Raw genomic sequence first — 19,294 nt, forward strand, 5'->3', positions numbered from 1 at the left:
TGCTCAAGGCGCTCGCTTCAACCGGATGCGGGCCACCAGCCCGGTGTCCGGCGGTGGTGAGTTGCTCAACTCGAAGGTGCCGCCCATGCGCAGCACCGTCTTCTCGACCACCGCGAGGCCCAGCCCGGCGCCGGTCACCGCGGTGCGCGCGACATCACCCCGGAAGAACGGCGTGGTCAGCTGCGACAACTTTTCGGGCGGCACGCCGGGGCCGTGGTCGCGCACGGTGATGATCACCCACGGCCCGGTGCGCGCATAGGTCAACTCCACATGCGCGATGCCGCTGCCCGGCGTGCGGCCGTAGCGGCGCGCGTTCTCGAACAGGTTGGCCAGCACGCGGCCCAGCTCGGTGTCGTCGGCCAGCACCTTGGTGTCGATCGCCACCCGAGACGTGATGCGTATCTGGTTGCCGTCGCGGAAGCCGGCGATCTCGCGGTCGACCACGCTGCTGAGGTGCACCGGCACCAGCTTGACCTCGCCGGGGCGGGCGTAGTCCATGAATTTGTCGATGATGGCGTCGAGCTGGTCGATGTCGGCCGCCATGTTGCGGCGCGCCTCTTCGTCCTGCACGCTCATCTCGGCTTCGAGCCGCAGGCGCGCCAGCGGCGTGCGCAGATCGTGCGAGATGCCGGCCAGCATCACCGCGCGGTCTTCCTCGACCTTGGCCAACTCGCGGGCCATCCGGTTGAAGCCCATGTTGACCTCGCGTATCTCGCTGGTCAGCGTTTCTTCGTCGAGGCGCGATTCATATTCACCTTCGCGGATGCGGCTGGCCGCGAACGACAGCTGCTTGAGCGGCTGGTTGATCAGCCGCGCGACACCGGCCGAGCCGAGGATGGTGGCCAGCAGCGCGATGCTGACCCAGATGAACCAGGTCCGGCCTTGCACCGCCTGCACCCGGCCCGGGTCGACCTGCAGCCAATAGCGGTCGTTCTCGATCGCGAAGTCGATCCACAACCCCTGGGCCCCGTTGACGCTGGTGGCGACCAAGGTCGTGGGCCCCAGCCGCGAGCGCAGTTCCTGGCCGATGCGGCGGGAGAAGCGGTCGGTTTCGAAGGCTTCGTAGCGGTCGCCTTTCTCGCGCGGCTGCAGCTTGATCGACTCTTGCTCCGAAATCGTCTTCAGCAGCGTCACCCGGTTGATGCTGTCGGCATAGCGCAGGGCGGCCCGCGACAGGTTGACCAGGCTCGCGAGCTGCTGCGCGGCCTGCACCGCGCGAGGCTCGAATTCGAGGGCCCGAAAGGTCTGCACCCACGCAAAAATGCCAAAGCCCAGCAACACGCCGAGCAGGATGAACGTCCGCCAGAACAGACTGAGGGTGACGCGTTTTCGGGCCATGCACAACAAATAGCGGCGGCCACGTCGCGAGGCCGAAAGCCGAGGAGGCCCCCCGGCCGACGCCGCGCGACGGCGTGGCGCATCCCGGGCGGGAGGCTGCAGCGGGGCGACGCCAGCGCGTCAACCCCTGGGGGAAAGATCAGGCGGCGCCGTCCGGCACGAAGACGTAGCCCACACCCCACACGGTCTGGATGTATCTGGGCTGGGACGGATCGGGCTCGATCATCTTGCGCAGGCGCGAAATCTGCACATCGAGGCTGCGGTCGAACGGCTCGAATTCGCGGCCGCGTGCCAACTGCGCCAGCTTGTCGCGCGACAGCGGCTGGCGGGGGTGGCGCACCAGCGCCTTGAGCATCGAGAACTCGCCGGTGGTCAGCGGCATCGGCTCACCATCCTTGGTCAGGCGGCGCAACGCCAGGTCGAATTCGAAGGGGCCGAACACGACACTCTGCGGTTCCTTGGCCGGCGCCCCGGGAGCCTCCAGGGTCGGGCGGCGGCGCAGCACGGCGTGGATGCGGGCCAGCAGTTCGCGCGGGTTGAACGGCTTCGGCAAATAGTCGTCGGCGCCGACTTCCAGGCCCACGATGCGGTCCACGTCCTCGACTTTGGCGGTCAGCATGATGATCGGCGTGGCGTCGTTGGCGGCCCGCAGGCGGCGGCAGATCGACAGGCCGTCTTCACCGGGCAGCATCAGGTCCAGTACGATCAGGTCCACCGTTTCTCGAGTCAGCACGCGGTTGAGCGCCTTGGCGTCTTCCGCGAGCAAGACTTCGAAGCCCTCCTGCGTCAGATAGCGGCGAAGCAGGTCGCGGATACGCGCATCGTCGTCGACGACAACAATGCGGTCCATGCGGGCGTTGGGGGTCTGAGATGTCATGAGCGAGGCTCCCTAACTTGTAACAGGCGGGATTTTGTGCGGCGCAAACGCGCATTTTTGCCCACCCTGACCAACTGTTACAAATATTGCGCGCTGTCCGGCCCCCTTGTAAAGAGGATTTCTCCGAGTGAGGGTGCAGATGGGAAAGCCGGCCAATCGGCCGGCAGCCCGCGCCAGTCGGCGAATGCGGGCAGTGCCGCGTTATCCCTGTAGACCTCTTCAGGAGGACGGATTTGCGTCCCGGAGGGGTCGGGAGGCCAACGGCCGGCGACAGGGCTGGCCGTTGTTTTTAAACCAGGAAGGACATGATGAAGAACCAAAAGAGATGCGGCCGCGCCGCGGTGGCCGCGCTGGCCCTGCTGGCCGGCGGCGCCGGCGCCGGCGCCCAGACGCTGCCCGAGCCCCAGAACGTGGTGAGCTTCTCGGCCAGCGCCAGCATCGAGGTCACGCACGACCTGCTCACCGTCACGCTCAGCACCACCAAGGAAGGCGCCGACGCCGCCAACGTGCAGAACGCGCTGAAGCAGGCCGTCGACGCCGCGCTGGCCGAGGCGAAAAAGGCGGCGCAGCCGGGCCAGATGGAGGTGCGCACCGGCAATTTCTCGCTCTACCCGCGCTACAGCCAGCAAGGCAAGATCGCCAGCTGGCAGGGCAGCGCCGAACTGGTGCTCGAAGGCCGCGACATGCCGCGCATCGCGCAGACCGCCGGCCGATTGACGACGCTGACCGTGGCCGGCGTGTCGCAGAGCCTGTCGCGCGAAGCCCGCCAGCGCCACGAGGGCGAAGCGACCACCCGCGCCATCGCGGCCTACCGGGCCAAGGCGCAGGACTATGCCAAGCAGTTCGGCTTTGCCAGCCATGTGCTGCGAGAAGTGAACATCAGCAGCAACGAAGGCGGCGACCACTACCGGCCGATGATGGCGCGCGCCAAGGCCGCGATGGCCGAAGACGCCTCGCCGATGCCGGTCGAGGCGGGCAAGGGCCTGGTGACGGTCACGGTCAGCGGCAGCGTGGTGCTGAAGTAGCCGAGGTGGGGCGCCGGGCGGCCCCGGGTCGCCGGTCGCCCCCCGTCCCGGCGCGGCGCATGCCGACGCATCGCCGCGCCGCTGGACCCGTGCTGCCGACTACTGCGCCACCCAGGCGCCATCCATGTTCCACGCCACGCCGCGCACGTTGGACGCCGCATCGGAACACAAGAACACCGCCAGTTCGCCCAGTTGTTCCGGCGTCACGAACTGCAGCGACGGCTGCTTTTCACCCAGCAGGCGGCGCTTGGCCTCTTCGATGGACACGCCTTCACGCTCGGCACGCGCTTCGACCTGCCGCTGCACCAGCGGGGTCAGCACCCAGCCGGGGCAGATCGCGTTGACGGTCACGCCGGTGGTGGCGGTCTCGAGCGCGACCGCCTTCGTGAAGCCGACCAGGCCGTGCTTGGCGGCTACATAGGCGGACTTCTGCGCCGACGCCACCAGACCGTGGGCCGAGGCCACGTTGATCACCCGGCCCCAGTTGCGGGCCTTCATGCCGGGAATCGCCAGCCGGGTGGTATGGAACGCGGAGCTGAGATTGATCGCGAGGATCGCGTCCCACTTCTCGACCGGGAAGTCCTGCACATCGGCAACATATTGGATGCCGGCGTTGTTGACGAGGATGTCGACGCCGCCGAAGTCGGCCTCGGCATAACGCATCAGGTCTTCGATCTCGGCCGGCTTACTCATGTCTGCGCCGTGATAGCCGCAGCGCACACCCGCCAACCCTGCAAATTCGGCCTTGGCCGTTTCGATGTCGCCGAAGCCATTGAGCACGATGTTCGCTCCCCGGCGTGCGAGCGACAGCGCGATGCCGAGCCCGATCCCGCTGGTCGAGCCGGTGACGACGGCAGTTTTTCCTTCCAACATGGTCTGTCCTCTTTGCTATGGTTCAGGTAGCGACAAGCACCGGCCATTATGAAGAAGGACGTTGAACGATGACTGAACCGCGCCTGGAGTACGTGCAATGCCTGGACACCCAGGGCTTGCATCGGATGGCGTACTGGGAATGGGGCGAGCCAACAAATCCGAAGGTGCTGGTCTGCGTGCATGGCCTGTCGCGCCAGGGGCGTGACTTCGATGCGCTGGCGCAGACGCTGTGCAAGCACTACCGGGTGGTCTGTCCCGACGTCGTCGGCCGCGGGCGTTCCGACTGGCTGGGCGACCCGATGGGCTACCAGATCCCGACTTACGTGGCCGACATGGTGACCTTGCTGGCGCGGCTCAATGCCAAGACGCTGGACTGGCTCGGCACGTCGATGGGCGGCGTGATCGGCATGGCGGTCGCGTCGCTGTCGGGCAGCCCGGTGCGGCAGTTGGTGCTCAACGACGTCGGCCCGGCCATCGAGCCGCAGGGCCTGGAGCGCATCGGCGCCTACGTCGGCCGGGCGCCGCGCTTCGCGTCGGTCGACGAGGCGGCCGACTACATGTGGTCGATCTCGACCAGCTTCGGCGAGCACACACGTGAACAATGGCTGGCGCTGACGCGGCCGATGCTGCGCAGTGTCGACGACGAGCAGGGCGGCTTCGTGCCGCACTACGACCCGCGCATCGCGGTGCCGCTGCACGGCACCACGCCCGAGATGGCAACGGCCGCACAAGGCTTGCTGTGGCAGCGCTACGACGCGGTGCGGGCGCGCACGCTGGTGCTGCGCGGCGCCTTGTCCGACATCCTGAAGCCGCACACCGTCGAAGAGATGGCGCGGCGCGGCCCCAAGGCCAGTGTCCACGAGTTCCCCGCGGTGGGGCATGCGCCCACCCTGGTCACGCCCGAGCAGATCGCCGTGGTGCAGGAGTTCTTGCTGGCGGGCGCATGAAAACGGGATTGCTGGATCACGGGCCGCAGCCCGCGACGATTGTTCAACTGGCGGGCGAGGCGGCCCGCCCCCACTTGCCGGACGCCGAGGCGCTCGACCTCGAGCTCAAGCGCCTGGCGCGCGCACGCGCGTTCTCCGAGCCGCTGCTCGCCGGGCAGCGGCTGGACACGGGTGAGGACGCGTTGCACCACGCCGAGGGCGTCGCGGGCATCCTGCAGGGCATCGGCGCCTCACCCTCGGTGCTGGCGGCGGTCTATCTTGTCTATGTCGGCGACTACCTCAACAAGCCGGAGGAGGTGATCGCGAAGGCCTTCGGCGAGTCGTACGCCAGCCTGGTGGGCGCCGCGCGCAAGTTGCTGCAAATCCAGCGCAACGCGCGGGACGCCCTGGTCGACGAGGAGATGCGGGCCGAGCAGACCGAGCGTGTGCGCAAGATGCTGCTGGCGTTTTCCAAAGACCTGCGCGTGGTGCTGCTGCGCCTGGCGTCACGGCTGCAGACGCTGCGCTACTACGCGCAGGAGAAGCGTCCCTGCCCGCTGGTGCTCGCGCGCGAGTCGCTGCAGGTGTTCGCGCCGCTGGCCAACCGACTCGGCATCTGGCAGATCAAGTGGGAGCTGGAGGACCTGTCGTTCCGCTTCCTCGAGCCGGAGCAGTACAAGACGGTGGCGCGGATGCTCGACGAGAAGCGCGTCGAGCGAGAGCAGATGGTCGAGACGCTGCGGCAGGAGCTGGGCGTGCTGCTGCGCCGGCACCAGATTGCGGCCGAGGTGCAGGGCCGGCCCAAGCACATCTACAGCATCTGGAAGAAGATGCGGGGCAAGCAGCTCGATTTCGACCATGTGTTCGACATCCGCGCCTTGCGCGTGATCGTGCCCAGCGTGCGCGACTGCTATGCCACGCTCAGTGTCGTGCACGAAGCCTACAAGCCGCTGCCGGAGGAGTTCGACGACTACATCGCCAAGCCCAAGGCCAATGGCTACCAGTCGCTGCACACCGTGGTCTATGGCCCGAACGGACGGCCGATCGAGATCCAGATCCGCACGCGCGAGATGCATGAGCACGCCGAGCATGGTGTCGCGGCGCACTGGGCCTACAAGGAGGCCGGCACCAAAGGTTATGCGGGTGTGGTCGCGGCCGGCGACTTCGAGGCCCAGGTCGCCGAGGCGCGCAAGGCGGTGCTGCGGCAGCTGCTCGCATGGGAGCGCGACTTCGCCGGGCAGGGTGAAGACGCCACGCAGGCGGTGTTCGATGACCGCATCTATGTCTTCACGCCACAGGCCTCGATCGTCGAGCTGCCGAAAGACGCGACGCCGGTCGACTTCGCCTACACCGTGCACACCGACCTCGGCCACCGCTGTCGCGGCGCCAAGGTCGACGGCGCCATGGTGCCGCTGAACACGCCGCTGCGCAGCGGGCAGACGGTCGAGATCATCTCCGTCAAAGAGGGCGGCCCGTCGATGGACTGGCTCAACCCCGAGCTCGCCTATCTGAAAAGCTCGCGTGCCAAGGCCAAGGTGCGCGCCTGGTTCAACGCACTCGCGCAGCAGCAGACGATCGCCAAGGGCCGCGACCTGGTCGAGAAGCTGCTGCAGCGCGAAGGGCGTACCGCGATCAAGCTCGAAGACCTGGCGAGCCAGCTCGGCTTCAAGAATGCCGATGCGCTGTTCGACGTGGTGGGCAAGGACGAGTACTCGTTGCGCAACATCGAGAATGTGCTGCGCCCGAGCGAGCCGCCGGCCCCGCCCGACGACTTCATCTCGCTGAAGAAGTCGCGCGCCGACGGCAGCACGCCCAAGGGCGGCGTGCTGGTGGTGGGGGTCGAGTCCTTGCTGACGCAGCTGGCGCGCTGCTGCAAGCCGGCCCCGCCCGACACCATCGGCGGCTTCGTCACCCGCGGCAAAGGCGTCGCGATCCACCGCGCCGATTGCTCCAACTTCCGACAGCTGGCCGGGCGTTCGCCGGAACGCGTGATCCCGGTCGAGTGGGGCATGCCGTCCGACGAGAAGCCGGCGGTCTACCCGGTCGACGTGACGGTGCAGGCCCACGACCGGCAGGGGCTGTTGCGCGACATTTCGGAGGTGTTCGCGAAAGAGAAGATGAACGTCACCGGGGTGCACACGCAGACGCTGAAGCACATCGCATGGATGACGTTCACCGTTGAAGTGTCCGATTCGGCCCGCTTGGCGCATGTGCTGGGGCTGGTGTCGCAGATCAACGGCGTGCAGCTCGCGAGAAGGAAGTAGCGGGCACTAGAAAAAACATGCTATAGTCACGGCTTCTCCAGGCGCGTAGCTCAGCTGGTTAGAGCACCACCTTGACATGGTGGGGGTCGTTGGTTCGAGTCCAATCGCGCCTACCAAATACGAAGCCCCGGTCTTTCATCAAGGCCGGGGCTTTTTCGTTTTCGAACGAGGCGGCAAGCATCGCCTTCGGTCTATAAAATTCAGCCGCGGGGACGGCCCTGTGTTGCATCGGCAGGGGACGGCCCCTGGAGGAACAGTCTCTTGGCGTGGATCATCCTTTTCGTGGCCGGTCTCCTCGAGATCGCCTGGGCCATCGGCCTCAAGTACACCGAAGGGTTCACCCGGCTCGGGCCGACACTGGCAACCGTCACTGCGATGGTGCTCAGTGTCATCTTGCTCGGTCTCGCGATGAAGCAACTCCCGGTCGGCACGGCCTACGCCGTCTGGACCGGCATCGGGGCGGTGGGAACGGCCATCCTGGGCATCGTGCTCTTCGGCGAGTCCGCGGCCGTGGCGCGCCTGCTGTGTCTGTGCCTGATCGTGGCCGGCATTGTCGGCCTGAAGGTCGTGTCGCCCGACTGACGCCCTCGGGTCATCACGAGCGCACGAAAAGCTCCGGCGCTCGTTTCCTCAGGCTGCGCCGGCCCTCGCTTCGCTGTGCGCCACGGCCGCTTGCGAAAACCGCATGCTGCCGTCGTCGATGCGCCCGAAGCGGAGTGTCAACAGGTCCAGCACATAGTTCTGATACAGCCGCCACGGTTTCTTCGAGCCTTGCTTGGGGAGCAGGTCGACCGCACGCACCACGTACCCCGACGTGAAGTCGAGGAAAGGCCGCGGCTCGACCGACGCGTCGGGTGTCGGCACGGCGCTCACATAGCCGTGCCGGTCCATGTGCTGCAGCAGACGGCAGACATAGCGGGCGGTCAGGTCGGCCTTGAGGGTCCATGAAGCGTTGGTGTAGCCGAAGGTGTAGGCCAGGTTGGGCACGCCGCTGAACATCATGGCCTTGTAGGCCAGCGTCTTCGAGAAGTCGCAGCGCCGTCCGTCGACGTGGAACTCGACGTCGCCCAGCACGTTCAGCTTCAAACCGGTGGCGGTGACGATGATGTCGGCTTCCAGTTCCTGGCCGGACTTCAGCCGGATGCCGCGCTCGGTGAAGGTGTCGATCTGGTCCGTCACCACCGACGCGCGGCCGGTCTTGATGGCATCGAACATGTCGCCGTCGGGCACTGCGCACAGACGTTGGTCCCAGGGGTTGTAGCGCGGGGTGAAATGCGGAGCGTGATCGTCGGCGCGCGGGCCCAATTGCTCTCGCGCCTTGCGCACCAGGAAGTCCTTGGCCTGCCGGGGGCGCTGCCGGGCCAGCCGGTACAACACGACCCCGAGCAGGACGTTCTTCGTGCGCACCAGCCGGTAGGCGAGCAGCGGTGGCAACCAGCGCTTCAGGGTCTCGGCGATCGCATCGCGCGAAGGCAGCGCGAACACATAGGTGGGCGAGCGCTGCAGCATGGTGACGTGGGCGGCGGTTTTGGCCATCTCGGGCACCAGGGTCACGGCGGTGGCGCCACTGCCGATCACGACCACACGCTTGCCGGCGTGGTCGAGTTGTTCGGGCCAGAACTGCGGATGGACGATCGTGCCCTGGAACCGCGCCTCGCCCGGGAACTCGGGACGATGCCCTTCACGATAGGAGTAGTAGCCGCTGCAGATGCTGAGGAAGCGGCAGGTGTAGCGGTGCCGTTCGCGCTGTTCGCCGTGTCCCACGTCGACGTCCACACGCCAGCACGCGTCCTGGCTCGACCATTCGGCCCTGACCACTCGGTGGTGGTAGCGGATGTGCTGGTCGATGCCATGCTCGGCCGCCGTTTCCTCGACGTAGCGACGGATCGACGGCCCGTCGGCGATCGCCTTCGGGTTGGCCCACGGCTTGAAGGCATAGCCGAGCGTGTACATGTCGGAGTCGGAGCGGATGCCCGGGTAGCGGAACAAGTCCCAGGTGCCGCCCAGCGCGCCGCGCGCCTCGAGTACCGCATAGCGCTTCGACGGGCAGCGTGTCTGCAGGTGCACTGCGGCACCGATGCCCGACAGACCGGCCCCGACGATCAGCACATCGACATGCCGGGAGGAGGCATCGGCAGGTGTGGGACCCGCCTCGCTCAGGTCACCCAACGCCGGCTTGACGCGCCGACGCACCCCAAACGCGGCCGCACAGGCCTGCCAACTCGCCATGTCGTCTGTCTCCTGTTGGCCCGCCGCCGTCATGGGACGGGGGGCTGTGTTTGGGCTGGCCCAGGCGTCTGTCTGCAGACGCCCCGTGGCGCGGGGGCGAACAACGGCAGGTGGCACACGCGACCTGCCTGCCTGCCTGCCCGTCCCGATGCCACCGCTGTGGTACCAGTCGATCTGACGATGCGTGTCGTCAAAATCTTAGGGGTGGGTGGGTTTGGTGTCAAATGTGGGCATGACGGTCCCGACCAAGACGCGGCGTCGCACTGCCGCGCACGCCGTGCTGCCGAGAGACGACACCGACACTGCGACCAGCCCGACGGTGGGGCGGGCCTATGGCGGCCTGGCTCCGCAAGACCGCGTGGCGGCGCGGCGGGCGCGGTTCATCGAGGCCGGCGTCGAGCTGTTCGGCACCCAGGGGTTCCGCAACACGACGGTGCGCGGCCTGTGCGCCGCCGCGCGGCTGACCGACCGCTATTTCTATGAGTCGTTCGACAGCCTCGAAGCCTTGCTGATGGCCGTCTATCGCACGCTGATGGCGCAACTGCGCGAACGCTTGATCGGCGTGGCGATGCCCGCCGAGCCGGCCAGCGGCACACCGGGAGACCTGGAGCCGCGTGCGATGGCGGGCTACGACATCTGGTTCGACATGGTGCGCGACCGGCGCTTTGCCCGCATCGTCCTGCACGAGGTGCTGGGCGTCAGCGCGGAGGTCGACGCGCTGTATGAGGAGTGCACGCGCGAGTTTGCGGAGCTCACGGTCGCGCCGCTGCAGGCGGCTTTGCCGCGGCTGCACCTGTCGGCCGAACGGCGTGCTTTGCTCGGCCGCGCCTTGGTCGGCGCCGCCGTGCAGGTGGCCACGATGTGGGTGATCAGCGAGTATCGGCAGCCGCAGCGCGAAGTGGTGCGCACCTGCGTGCTGGTGATGATGGGCACGTTGGGCGCGCTGGAGGGTGAGGCGGGGCAGGGGCCGCGCCCCGCCTGATCGATCTCATCCTGCGCTCCGGATCGGCGCCGGTGCTGCGTTCAATACGGCGGCGCCTTACGCGCACGCTGCGCCTGCGCCGCTTCGGTCCACCACGCCAGGTCGTCGGCGAAACGCCCGAAGGCCCTCTCCAACGACTCGCCAGCCGATCCGGTCGGCCGCCCGTCCGCATCGAGTGTCGCGGAGATGGGGCCGACCGCCAACGTGCTCGAGACGACCACCATGCCCATCTCGGACAGGATGCTGTGCCAGGTCGATCCCGACCGCACGCCCGAGAAGCGGCCGGCCGAGTAACTCGCGATCGCCGCCGGTCGCCAGAACCATTCTTCGAGGAAGTGGTCGGTGAGGTTTTTCAACCCCGGCTGCGGTCCCCAGTTGTATTCCCCGGTCACGAACACGAAGGCGTCGGCCGAGCGGATCTTGCCGGCGAGAGATTCCATCGCCTCCGGTGCCGTCCCCGGCGCGTACTCCTTGTACATGCGGTCCAGCATCGGCAAACCGATCTCCTTCGCGTCGATCAGTTCGGCCGCGTTGCCCTTGGCCGTCAGGCCGCCGACCAGGTAGTTCGCCAAGCGGATGCCCATGCGGTCGGCGCGATATGAGCCGTAGAGGACGAGGATCTTGTGAGCCATGGCACCTCCTGAAGGGATGGGGAGGAGTCTAGGGCCTGTCGGCCCTTGAACTGGGGGGGCTCACAGCAGATCCAGCCTGCAGCCTGCGCCGTATAAGTCCTCGCGGGTCGTGGGGGGTCCACTGCGCCGCTGTCATCACAACACCAAGGAATCGAACATGCCAGTTGCCTATTACCGTTGGATCCGTACCGGGTCCGCTGATCTGCTGCTTGCGATGGACAAGCAGCAACTGCGATCGCACCGCTTGAAAGACGGCCAGTTGGAAGAGTTGAGGACGGCCCTGTGGGTGTTCCGGATGGACAAGAACTACCGGCCGGGAGGCGGCATTTCGGCCGACCGCGAACTGGTGAAGATCTCACTCACCGCGGAGGGGGAGGCCATCCTGGAGAGCCCCGAGAATCACATCGATTTCGAGGACGAGAAATTCAACGGTGAGGCCGGGCACGCGATGCAGATCATCGTCAAGAGCAACGAGCCCGGGGCACGCGGCATCGGCGCGGGGCTGCTGGAGTTTGTCAACGCGCGGGTCGTGAAGATCGAGATGGCGACGGACGCAGACAAGCGCAAGGCGTAGATCAAGGCCGAGCGTCGGGGGCGCGGGCTGTTTCGCACGGGCTCGGCTCGGCGCAGCGAGGGGCTCGGTATTCCGGTCATCGGAATACAATTCCGTTCTGTCCCCCGTGTGGCTTGGCCGCCGGGCTGCAGTCCGTGTGCCGGCGGCGATCTACGTCGGTGCCGAGGCTCGGCGCTGTCATGCCGAGCCTCGGGTCGTATCCCGCATACTCCGCGCCCATGAGCACCACCAAGCCCGCCTCAGACGAACCGACCATCGAGCGCGTCGCCCTATCCACGGCTTCGGGCGAGCCCCGGGAGGACGACCCGAAAGAAGGCAAGGACTTCGTCACCGCGCTGGCGCGCGGGCTGCAGGTGCTCTCCTGCTTCCGCTCCGGACACAAGCTGCTGGGCAATCAGGAGTTGGCCGAGCGGTGCAAGCTGCCGAAATCGACCGTGTCGCGCCTGACCGCCACGCTGACCCAGCTGGGCTATCTGGTGCAAGTGAAGGACAGCGCCAAGTACCGCCTTGGCACCGCGACGCTGGCGCTTGGCACGGCGATGCTGTCGCAGCTCGACGTGCGGCAGCTGGCCCGCCCGCTGATGCAGGAGCTGGCCGGGTTTGCGCATGGGACCGTCTCGCTCGGCGCACGCGACCGGTTTTCGATGATCTACATCGAGAACTGCCGCAGCAGCGCACCCTTGACGCTCAGCATGGACGTCGGCTCGCGCATTCCCATCGCCACCTCGGCGATGGGCCGCGCCTACCTCGCGGTGGTCGGCGAGCGCGAACGCCGCGAGGTGATGGAGCGGGTGCAGGAGTACGACGAACTGGCGTGGCCGGCCATCCGCGCAGGCATCGAGAAGGCGATGGCCGACCATGCCACGCTCGGTGTCACCTGCTCCTTCGGAGACTGGCAAAAAGATGTCAACGGCATCGCCCGGGCGTTCAACCCCGGCGGCGGCCTGCCGCCCATGGTGATCAACTGTGGTGGGCCCGCGTCGAGTCTGTCGCCGCAGTTCCTGCTCGAGGAGGTGCGGCCGCGGCTGGTCGAGCTGATTGCGCGGCTCGAAACCTCGTTGCCTGGCTGAGCGGGTCGAGCAAGCAGCTTCTCGACCGCCGGGTGCCCGGGCAGGGCCGGGCTCCCCGGCTTTACAGCCTCAGGACCGGCAGATAGCATCCAGGCGATCGTCGGAACGAAGTTCCACCCGGTGGAACAACAGCTTTTGTTTCTGACTTCCGTAGGCGCCTCGGCGCCTACGGCCCACACCCCATCGCAGGAGCAGCCTCAGATGAGCAGCGCACAGTACGGCGTCCGCGGCCAGACGGCCGTCATCACGCTCGACAACCCTCCCGTCAACGGCCTCGGAGCAGCCTTGCGCGCCGGCATCGTCGAGTCGCTCGAGCGGGCCTTGGCCGACGTCGCCGTGCGCGCGGTGGTCATCACCGGCTCCCCGCGCGCGTTCTCCGGCGGCGCGGACGTGAAGGAGTTCGGCACCCCGAAGTCAGGCATGGAGCCCAGTCTGCCCACCGTGATCCGGGTGCTCGAAACGTCGACCAAACCGGTCATCGCCGCGGTGGCGGGCGTGTGCATGGGCGGCGGCCTGGAGCTGGCGCTGGGTGCGCACTTCCGGGTGGCCCGCCGCGATGCGCAAATCGCCTTGCCCGAGGTGAAGCTGGGGCTGTTGCCCGGGGCCGGCGGCACGCAGCGACTGCCGCGCTTGATCGGCCTGGAGGCGGCACTCAACCTCATCGTGACCGGCGACACCGTGCCGGCCGCGCGCTTCGAGGGCACGCCGCTGTTCGACTTGCTGGTCGACACCGATGTACTCGACGCCGCACTCTCGTTCGCCGACCAGGTGGTGGCAGAGAACCGGCCGCTGCAGCGTGTGCGCGACCGGCAGGTCCAGGAGCCCCAGGCTGAGGCCTTCCTGGCCTTTGCCCGCAACACGGTGGCGGCGACCGCCAAGCACTTCCCGGCACCGCTGAAGTGTGTCGACGCGGTAGCCGCCAGCGTGGCCCAGCCGTTCGATGAGGGACTGCGCGTCGAGCGGGAAGCCTTTCTGGCGTTGATGAACACACCCGAGTCGCGGGCACTGCGGCACGTGTTCCAGGCCGAGCGCGCCGCGGCCAAGATTCCCGACGTGCCGGCCGACACGCCGCTGCGCAAGATCGCCAAGGTCGGCGTGATCGGCGCCGGCACCATGGGCGGCGGCATCACGATGAACTTCATCAACGTCGGCATTCCGGTGGTGCTGCTCGAAACCCGGCAAGAAGCACTCGACCGGGGCCTCGCGACGATCCGCAGGAACTACGAAAACTCGATGAAGAAGGGCAAGCTGACGCAGGCCCAACTCGATGAGCGGCTGGCGCGTGTGACGCCGACGCTGGGGTATGAGGCGCTGCGCGACGTCGACCTCGTGATCGAAGCGGTGTTCGAGGACATGGGCGTCAAGGAAACGGTGTTCAAGACGCTGGATGATGTGGTCAAGCCGGGCGCCATCCTCGCCTCCAACACCTCGGCGCTCGATCTCGACCAGATCGCGGCCTTCACCCGGCGACCGCAGGACGTCATCGGACTGCATTTCTTCAGCCCGGCCAACGTCATGCGTTTGCTCGAGGTCGTGCGTGGCGCGCGCACGGCGCCGGACGTATTGGCCACCTGCATGCAGCTGGCCAAACAAATCAAGAAAGTGGCCGTGGTGTCGGGCGTGTGCGACGGCTTCATCGGCAACCGCATGCTGGCTCGCTACGGTGCGGCCGCCAACCAGCTGGTGCACCAGGGTGCGTTGCCCCAGCAGGTGGACGGCGCCTTGCAGACCTTCGGACTGGCGATGGGGCCGTTCCGGATGGGCGACCTGGCCGGGCTCGACATCGGCTGGGCCGGCCGCAAGCGCCGCCAGGCGGCCAACCCGCAGGCCTACACGCGCATCGTGGCGGATGCCTTGTGCGAGGCTGGCCGCTTCGGCCAGAAGACGGGCGCGGGTTGGTACCGTTATGAGCCGGGTCGGCGCGACCCGATCCCCGACCCGGCGGTCGAGACGCTGATTGCCGATTTCCGCCGCGAGAAGGGCATCACGCCGCGGCGCATCGATGACGACGAGGTGGTCGAGCGCTGCATCTATGCGCTGGTCAACGAAGGTGCCCGCATCCTCGAAGAAGGTATTGCCGCGCGGGCCTCGGACATCGACATCGTTTATCTCAACGGCTATGGCTTTCCGCTGCACCGCGGCGGCCCGATGCTGTATGCGGACATGGTGGGCCTGCCCAACGTGGTGCGCAGCCTGCGCCGCTTCGCGGCCGAGCCCGGGGCCGACCCGTCGTGGCAACCCGCACCGCTGCTGGTGAAGCTTGCCGAGGAAGGCAAGACCTTCAACTGACGCACTGGGCTCACGCCACGGAGACCTTTGGAGCCCGTGGCGACGACCTCAACGCCGCAGAGGCACCACCACGGTTCCCGCGATGTAGTCGCCCAACCGGCGCCGCGAGCGGCCGAGCACGAACACGGCGTCCAGGAGCAGGAACACGTGGGTGACGTTGCGCGTCACCGACTGCGGCCAGGTGCAGGAGCGACCCGAGTCCACCTGCACCGTCCGTATGCCCATCAGCCGTTTCCCGAGGCCCAGCCCCGGGATGCTGTCGCGCAGCAGGAAATAGGTGAGCCAGACCGCCAAGAAGATGGGCACGTGCGCCGACTCCGAGACGGCGCGCAGCGGGAGCAACACGACCGCCGCCAGCGACAAGCAGCCGCAGACGTCGATCGCGTAGGCGAGGGCACGGCGAGGCAAGGAGGCGAGGTGGGGTTGTGCGTCGGCTTCGGCTTGCGCGTCGCGCACGCCGTCGGTTCGAGCCGTCGTCCCGGGTGTCACCTCCGGCACGCCGGGGGCCGACAAGACGGTCTGCCACACACCGCCGGTTGTTTCACCGGGGGCCTGGCGGGCCGTCTCCGGAAGCTCCTCGGTGTCTTGGTGGCGGTCGTGTTCCTTGAGTTGCTGCATCTCGAGCGCGAGTCAGGGGCGGCTTTCGGCGAAGCAAAGATTCTGGGGCGTGGGGTGCACCCGTCCCTGTTTGCGCTTCGCCGTTTCCGTGACTTGCTTCACATCCTTGGCCGGCGCGATCGCTGCACGGCCATGGCGGGGGTCGTACCGGCGACAAACGAGTCCGGTAAGGCGTGTCGTGCGCCTTGACCGCCCATCAGCGCCGGATGGGCGCGACCACCGTCCCCGCGATGTAATCACCCAACCTGCGCTGCGCACGACCCAGCGCAAAGATCGCGTCCAGCACGAAGAAGACATGCGTCACGTTGCGCGTGACCGACTGCGGCCAGGTGCAGGATCGGCGCGAGTCGACCTGTACGCAGCGCAGGCCCATCAGGCGCTTGCCCAGCCCTTGGCCCGGGATGCTGTCGCGCAGCAGGAAGTAGGTGAGCCAGACCACCACGAAGACGGGCTCGTGCAGCGACTCGGAGACCGCACGCAGCGGCAGCAGCACGAGGGCCGCCAGCGACAGACCGCCTGCGACGTCGATGGCGTAGGCCAAACCCCGGCGCGGCAACGGGGCGAGGGGGCGGCCCGTCTCCGCCCTCGCAGAGGCTCCCCAGCCCGCGTTGGCTGCAGCCGGCATGGCCGCAGTGCCGTGGCCCGACAAGATTGTTTGCCACACGCCGGAGGGGCCGTCGGTCATCTCTTCGGAAGCCGTCTCCGGAGGTGCCTCGGGGTCTTGGCGGCAGTCGTGTTCTTTGAGTTGCTGCATGTCGATCGCGAGTCAAAGGTCGGCCTTCGGAGAAACGCCTTGCCGCGTCGCGGTCCACGCGAGCAGAGGGCAGGGCGCCGCTGTCGGTGCGCAGTGTCGACCTCGCCGCGGCATCGCCGTGGGCCGCTCCGATAGCCGGTGGTTCGGGCAGGAAGTGCGGTCAGCGCGCAGCACCGCCGCGCTCGCACGCTCGGGGTAACCCTAGTGGCCGCTGGTGCAGCGCAGCACGCAGGCGGCCCGCGACCCCACCCCGCTTGACCCTGACGCTGCGTCAGGGTACACACTCGCGGCCCTCACCCACAGGAGCGCCGCGATGCGCATCGGCGAACTGGCCCGGCACGCCGGGCTCACCATCAGAACCCTGCATCACTACGACGCGATCGGCCTGCTGCGGCCGTCGGCGCGCTCGCCTGCCGGCTACCGGTTGTACGGGCCGGACGACATCGCGCGGCTGCACGCCATCCAGGCCTTGCGTCAGCTCGGCCTCGCGCTCGACGACATCCGCCGTCTGCTGGCAGAGGGTGGGGCGTCGTTGCCGGTCATCGTCGAGCAGCAGATCCACGCACTGGACCGCCAGATCGAGCAGGCGACCGAGTTGCGCAGCCGGCTGAGCCTGCTGCGCGCCAAGTTTTCGGCCGGCGACGCGCCGGAGGCGTCCGACTGGCTGGCGTCCTTGCAGCTGATGAACACCTGCAACAAATACTTCAGCAGTGCCGAGCTGCGCATCATCTTCAGCAACTGGGCGCGCATCGCGGGGGACTGGCCGCCACTGATGCAGGACGTGCGCCGCGCGATGGAGCAGGGCACGCCGCCCGAGAGCCTCGCCGTCCAGCCACTCGCCTACCGCTGGATGCAGCTGATGGGGGTCTGGATGGAAGGCAATTTCGACCTGATCCGGCGCTGGGGCGACATGTACAAGCGCGAGCCGGCCGCGCTGCATGGTTCCGGACCCGATCTGGCGATGATCGAGTACGTCGAACGTGCCGTCGGGGTCCGCATCGCAGCCCTCTGCAAATACCTCAGCCTCGAGCAGTTGATGGGTTTGGCCGCGTTGCCGCCACAGCCGTGGCACGACCTGTCCGACGCCGTGCACCAGCTGATCCGCCGTGGTGTGCCGCCGGACAGCGACGCCGCGCGGGCGCTGGTGCGCCACTGGTTGGCACTGATGGACCGCGTCGCAGGTGGCGACACGGCTGTGCGCGACAAGCTGCTCACCGCCTACCGGCGCGAGCCGCTGCTCGCCGCCGCAGCCGTGATCGATGCGTCCGTCCGCAACTATCTGGAACAGGCCCGTCGCACGCTTGACCCTGTCGCTGCGTGAGGCTGCACAGTGCGGGTCGAGCGCGGCCCGGCCGGGCGCGCACACCGCAACAGGACCTCATGCATGTCTGAAACGACCTCTTTGCCGGACGGCACCCGCTCGGCCGCGGCGCCCGACCGCAGTTTCCACTGGCTGTTGGCCGGTTCGCTGCTGTCGATGCTGGGCGACCAGTTCACCTTGATCGCGCTGCCCTGGCTGGTGCTGCGCATGACCGGCGACACCCTGATGCTGGGCCTGGTGCTCGGCGTGATGAGCGTGCCGCGCGCCTTGTTCATGCTGGTCGGCGGCGCGATGGTCGACCGCTATTCGCCCAAGCGTGTGCTGATGTGGACCAAACACGTCAGCACCGTGCTGCTGCTGGTGCTGGCGGCCGTGGTCTACAGCGGCACTCCGCAACCGTGGATGATCTACACCCTGGCCTTCGGGCTCGGGCTGGCCAGCGCCTTCAGCATCCCGTCAGGTACGTCCATCCTGCCCCGGGTGGTGCCGCCGCAGCGCCTGCAAGCCGCCAACGGTGTGCTGCTCGGCCTGCGCCAGCTGTCGATGTTTGTCGGCCCGCTGCTCGCCGGCGGGTTGATCGTGGTGTTCGGCGACGGCGAGCGTGACCGGGTGTCCGACGCCCAAGGCCTCGCCGCGGCGTTCGCGTTCGATGCTCTCACGTTCATCGTGTCGGCCTGGACGCTGGCGCAGGTGCGCACGATCCAGCCCCCCCGCGAGCCGGGCGCCGCGGCCGGCCAGGCGGTGCTGGCGTCGGTGGTGGCGGGTTTGCGGCACTGCTGGGGTGACCGGGAATTGCGCGCCTGCTATCTGTACTGGGGCGCCGTGGCGCTGCTCATCATGGGGCCCGTCCACATCGCCTTGCCGCTGCTGGCCGACACCCGTCCCGGGCTGGGCGCTGCGGCCTTCGGTGTGCTGGTCGGGTCGCATGGCGCCGGCACGCTGCTCGGCATGGCCGTCGCGGCGTTGAAACCACGCTGGCGCGTGCGCAATCTCGGCATCACCTTGCTGCTGGCCGACGCCACCGTGGGCCTGTTGTTCATGCCGATGGGCCACATCGCCGCGTTGTGGCAGGGCGCGGCGCTGCTGCTGGCGATCGGCACATTGGGCGGCTATTTGCAGGTGGCCATCTTCACCTGGATACAGCACCGTGTGCCGGCGTCCCTGCTGGGCCGGGCGATGAGCTTGTTCATGTTCATCTTCCTGGGCCTGGTGCCGCTGTCGGCGGCCGTGACCGGCGCCTTGCTGCGCCACATCGCGCTGGCCGACCTGTTCGTCGGCAGCGGCGTGGTGCTGGTGGGCCTCGTCGCGCTCGCGCTGGCGGTGTCGCCGTTGCGCCATCTCCGCGACGCGCCGGTCGCCGCCCCCAGGTGAGCGGGCGGGGCTGCCCATTGCACAAGAACAAGGCAGATTGATGTAAACCCTTGTCGGCGTTCAGCCCCTCGGCGTCGCCGACAGCTTGTCCACAGGGTCACCCACATCCACTGTGAACAACGACAGGGCGCAAACGGTGCCGACGGGGCGG

Annotated in this window: 17 protein-coding genes and 1 tRNA gene; 11 read left to right on the forward strand and 7 right to left on the reverse strand. The window is 67.8% G+C overall.

Annotated features, from left to right (window positions below; translation table 11 throughout):
- Nucleotides 1–3 precede the first annotated feature (3 nt).
- Together AAW51_RS12130 and ompR are read right to left on the reverse strand one after the other, a co-directional pair.
- On the reverse strand, nucleotides 4–1,338 hold the full coding sequence (locus AAW51_RS12130; RefSeq protein ID WP_047194836.1) for a sensor histidine kinase: 1,335 nt from the start codon (nucleotides 1,336–1,338) through the stop codon (nucleotides 4–6).
- Nucleotides 1,339–1,477: 139 nt separating this feature from the next.
- Nucleotides 1,478–2,215: an osmolarity response regulator transcription factor OmpR gene (ompR, locus tag AAW51_RS12135; RefSeq protein WP_047194837.1), complete on the reverse strand. Its 738-nt coding sequence runs from the start codon at nucleotides 2,213–2,215 to the stop codon at nucleotides 1,478–1,480.
- 308 nt (nucleotides 2,216–2,523) lie between these two features.
- Between ompR and AAW51_RS12140 the strand changes: the two genes are divergently transcribed.
- Nucleotides 2,524–3,240, forward strand: coding sequence for an SIMPL domain-containing protein (locus AAW51_RS12140; protein WP_047197706.1), 717 nt, complete (start codon nucleotides 2,524–2,526; stop codon nucleotides 3,238–3,240).
- A gap of 99 nt (nucleotides 3,241–3,339) precedes the next feature.
- Here AAW51_RS12140 and AAW51_RS12145 read toward each other — a convergent pair whose 3' ends face one another.
- Nucleotides 3,340–4,113 carry a 3-hydroxybutyrate dehydrogenase gene (locus AAW51_RS12145; RefSeq protein ID WP_047194838.1) on the reverse strand — a complete coding sequence of 258 codons (774 nt, stop codon included), beginning with the start codon at nucleotides 4,111–4,113 and terminating at the stop codon, nucleotides 3,340–3,342.
- Nucleotides 4,114–4,181: 68 nt separating this feature from the next.
- Here AAW51_RS12145 and AAW51_RS12150 point away from each other — a divergent pair, with 68 nt between their 5' ends.
- The 4 genes from AAW51_RS12150 to sugE all read left to right on the forward strand — a co-directional run bounded on the left by AAW51_RS12150 (nucleotide 4,182) and on the right by sugE (nucleotide 7,885).
- Complete coding sequence (locus AAW51_RS12150) at nucleotides 4,182–5,060, forward strand: alpha/beta fold hydrolase (RefSeq protein ID WP_047194839.1); 879 nt, start codon at nucleotides 4,182–4,184, stop codon at nucleotides 5,058–5,060.
- Complete coding sequence (locus AAW51_RS12155) at nucleotides 5,057–7,303, forward strand: RelA/SpoT family protein (RefSeq protein ID WP_053013503.1); 2,247 nt, start codon at nucleotides 5,057–5,059, stop codon at nucleotides 7,301–7,303. Before AAW51_RS12150 ends, AAW51_RS12155 begins: the two co-directional genes overlap by 4 nt.
- A gap of 39 nt (nucleotides 7,304–7,342) precedes the next feature.
- A tRNA-Val gene (locus AAW51_RS12160) sits at nucleotides 7,343–7,419 on the forward strand.
- 145 nt (nucleotides 7,420–7,564) lie between these two features.
- The gene (gene sugE / locus AAW51_RS12165; RefSeq protein ID WP_047194840.1) at nucleotides 7,565–7,885 is read left to right on the forward strand and encodes a quaternary ammonium compound efflux SMR transporter SugE; all 321 of its coding nucleotides are present in this window, start codon (nucleotides 7,565–7,567) and stop codon (nucleotides 7,883–7,885) included.
- A gap of 48 nt (nucleotides 7,886–7,933) precedes the next feature.
- On the opposite strand, the gene AAW51_RS12170 is transcribed toward sugE, so the two are convergent.
- Complete coding sequence (locus tag AAW51_RS12170) at nucleotides 7,934–9,532, reverse strand: flavin-containing monooxygenase (protein ID WP_083438243.1); 1,599 nt, start codon at nucleotides 9,530–9,532, stop codon at nucleotides 7,934–7,936.
- Nucleotides 9,533–9,764: 232 nt separating this feature from the next.
- Between AAW51_RS12170 and AAW51_RS12175 the strand changes: the two genes are divergently transcribed.
- Nucleotides 9,765–10,514, forward strand: coding sequence for a TetR/AcrR family transcriptional regulator (locus AAW51_RS12175; RefSeq protein WP_053013504.1), 750 nt, complete (start codon nucleotides 9,765–9,767; stop codon nucleotides 10,512–10,514).
- A gap of 41 nt (nucleotides 10,515–10,555) precedes the next feature.
- On the opposite strand, the gene AAW51_RS12180 is transcribed toward AAW51_RS12175, so the two are convergent.
- Nucleotides 10,556–11,146: an NADPH-dependent FMN reductase gene (locus AAW51_RS12180; RefSeq protein ID WP_047194841.1), complete on the reverse strand. Its 591-nt coding sequence runs from the start codon at nucleotides 11,144–11,146 to the stop codon at nucleotides 10,556–10,558.
- 157 nt (nucleotides 11,147–11,303) lie between these two features.
- On the opposite strand from AAW51_RS12180, the gene AAW51_RS12185 reads away from it, so the two are divergent.
- From AAW51_RS12185 to AAW51_RS12195, 3 genes are all read left to right on the forward strand, one after another.
- The gene (locus tag AAW51_RS12185) at nucleotides 11,304–11,720 is read left to right on the forward strand and encodes a hypothetical protein (RefSeq protein WP_047194842.1); all 417 of its coding nucleotides are present in this window, start codon (nucleotides 11,304–11,306) and stop codon (nucleotides 11,718–11,720) included.
- A gap of 218 nt (nucleotides 11,721–11,938) precedes the next feature.
- On the forward strand, nucleotides 11,939–12,790 hold the full coding sequence (locus AAW51_RS12190; protein WP_083438244.1) for an IclR family transcriptional regulator: 852 nt from the start codon (nucleotides 11,939–11,941) through the stop codon (nucleotides 12,788–12,790).
- Nucleotides 12,791–12,991: 201 nt separating this feature from the next.
- Entirely contained in the window at nucleotides 12,992–15,079 is a 2,088-nt protein-coding gene (locus AAW51_RS12195; RefSeq protein ID WP_047194843.1) for a 3-hydroxyacyl-CoA dehydrogenase NAD-binding domain-containing protein, read from the forward strand.
- A gap of 48 nt (nucleotides 15,080–15,127) precedes the next feature.
- Here the strand turns inward: AAW51_RS12195 and AAW51_RS12200 are convergent, their stop codons facing one another.
- Complete coding sequence (locus tag AAW51_RS12200) at nucleotides 15,128–15,697, reverse strand: RDD family protein (protein ID WP_053013505.1); 570 nt, start codon at nucleotides 15,695–15,697, stop codon at nucleotides 15,128–15,130.
- 196 nt (nucleotides 15,698–15,893) lie between these two features.
- A complete protein-coding gene (locus AAW51_RS28075; RefSeq protein ID WP_053013506.1) occupies nucleotides 15,894–16,451 on the reverse strand; it encodes an RDD family protein in 558 nt (185 codons plus the stop codon).
- Between the two features lie 313 nt (nucleotides 16,452–16,764).
- Between AAW51_RS28075 and AAW51_RS12210 the strand changes: the two genes are divergently transcribed.
- Nucleotides 16,765–17,772, forward strand: a complete 1,008-nt coding sequence (locus tag AAW51_RS12210) for a MerR family transcriptional regulator (RefSeq protein ID WP_047194844.1) — start codon at nucleotides 16,765–16,767, stop codon at nucleotides 17,770–17,772.
- 63 nt (nucleotides 17,773–17,835) lie between these two features.
- Nucleotides 17,836–19,143, forward strand: coding sequence for an MFS transporter (locus AAW51_RS12215; protein ID WP_047194845.1), 1,308 nt, complete (start codon nucleotides 17,836–17,838; stop codon nucleotides 19,141–19,143).
- Nucleotides 19,144–19,294: the final 151 nt, after the last annotated feature.

Origin of the sequence: Caldimonas brevitalea (assembly GCF_001017435.1) — a bacterium.
Taxonomy (GTDB): Bacteria; Pseudomonadota; Gammaproteobacteria; order Burkholderiales; family Burkholderiaceae_C; genus Caldimonas; species Caldimonas brevitalea.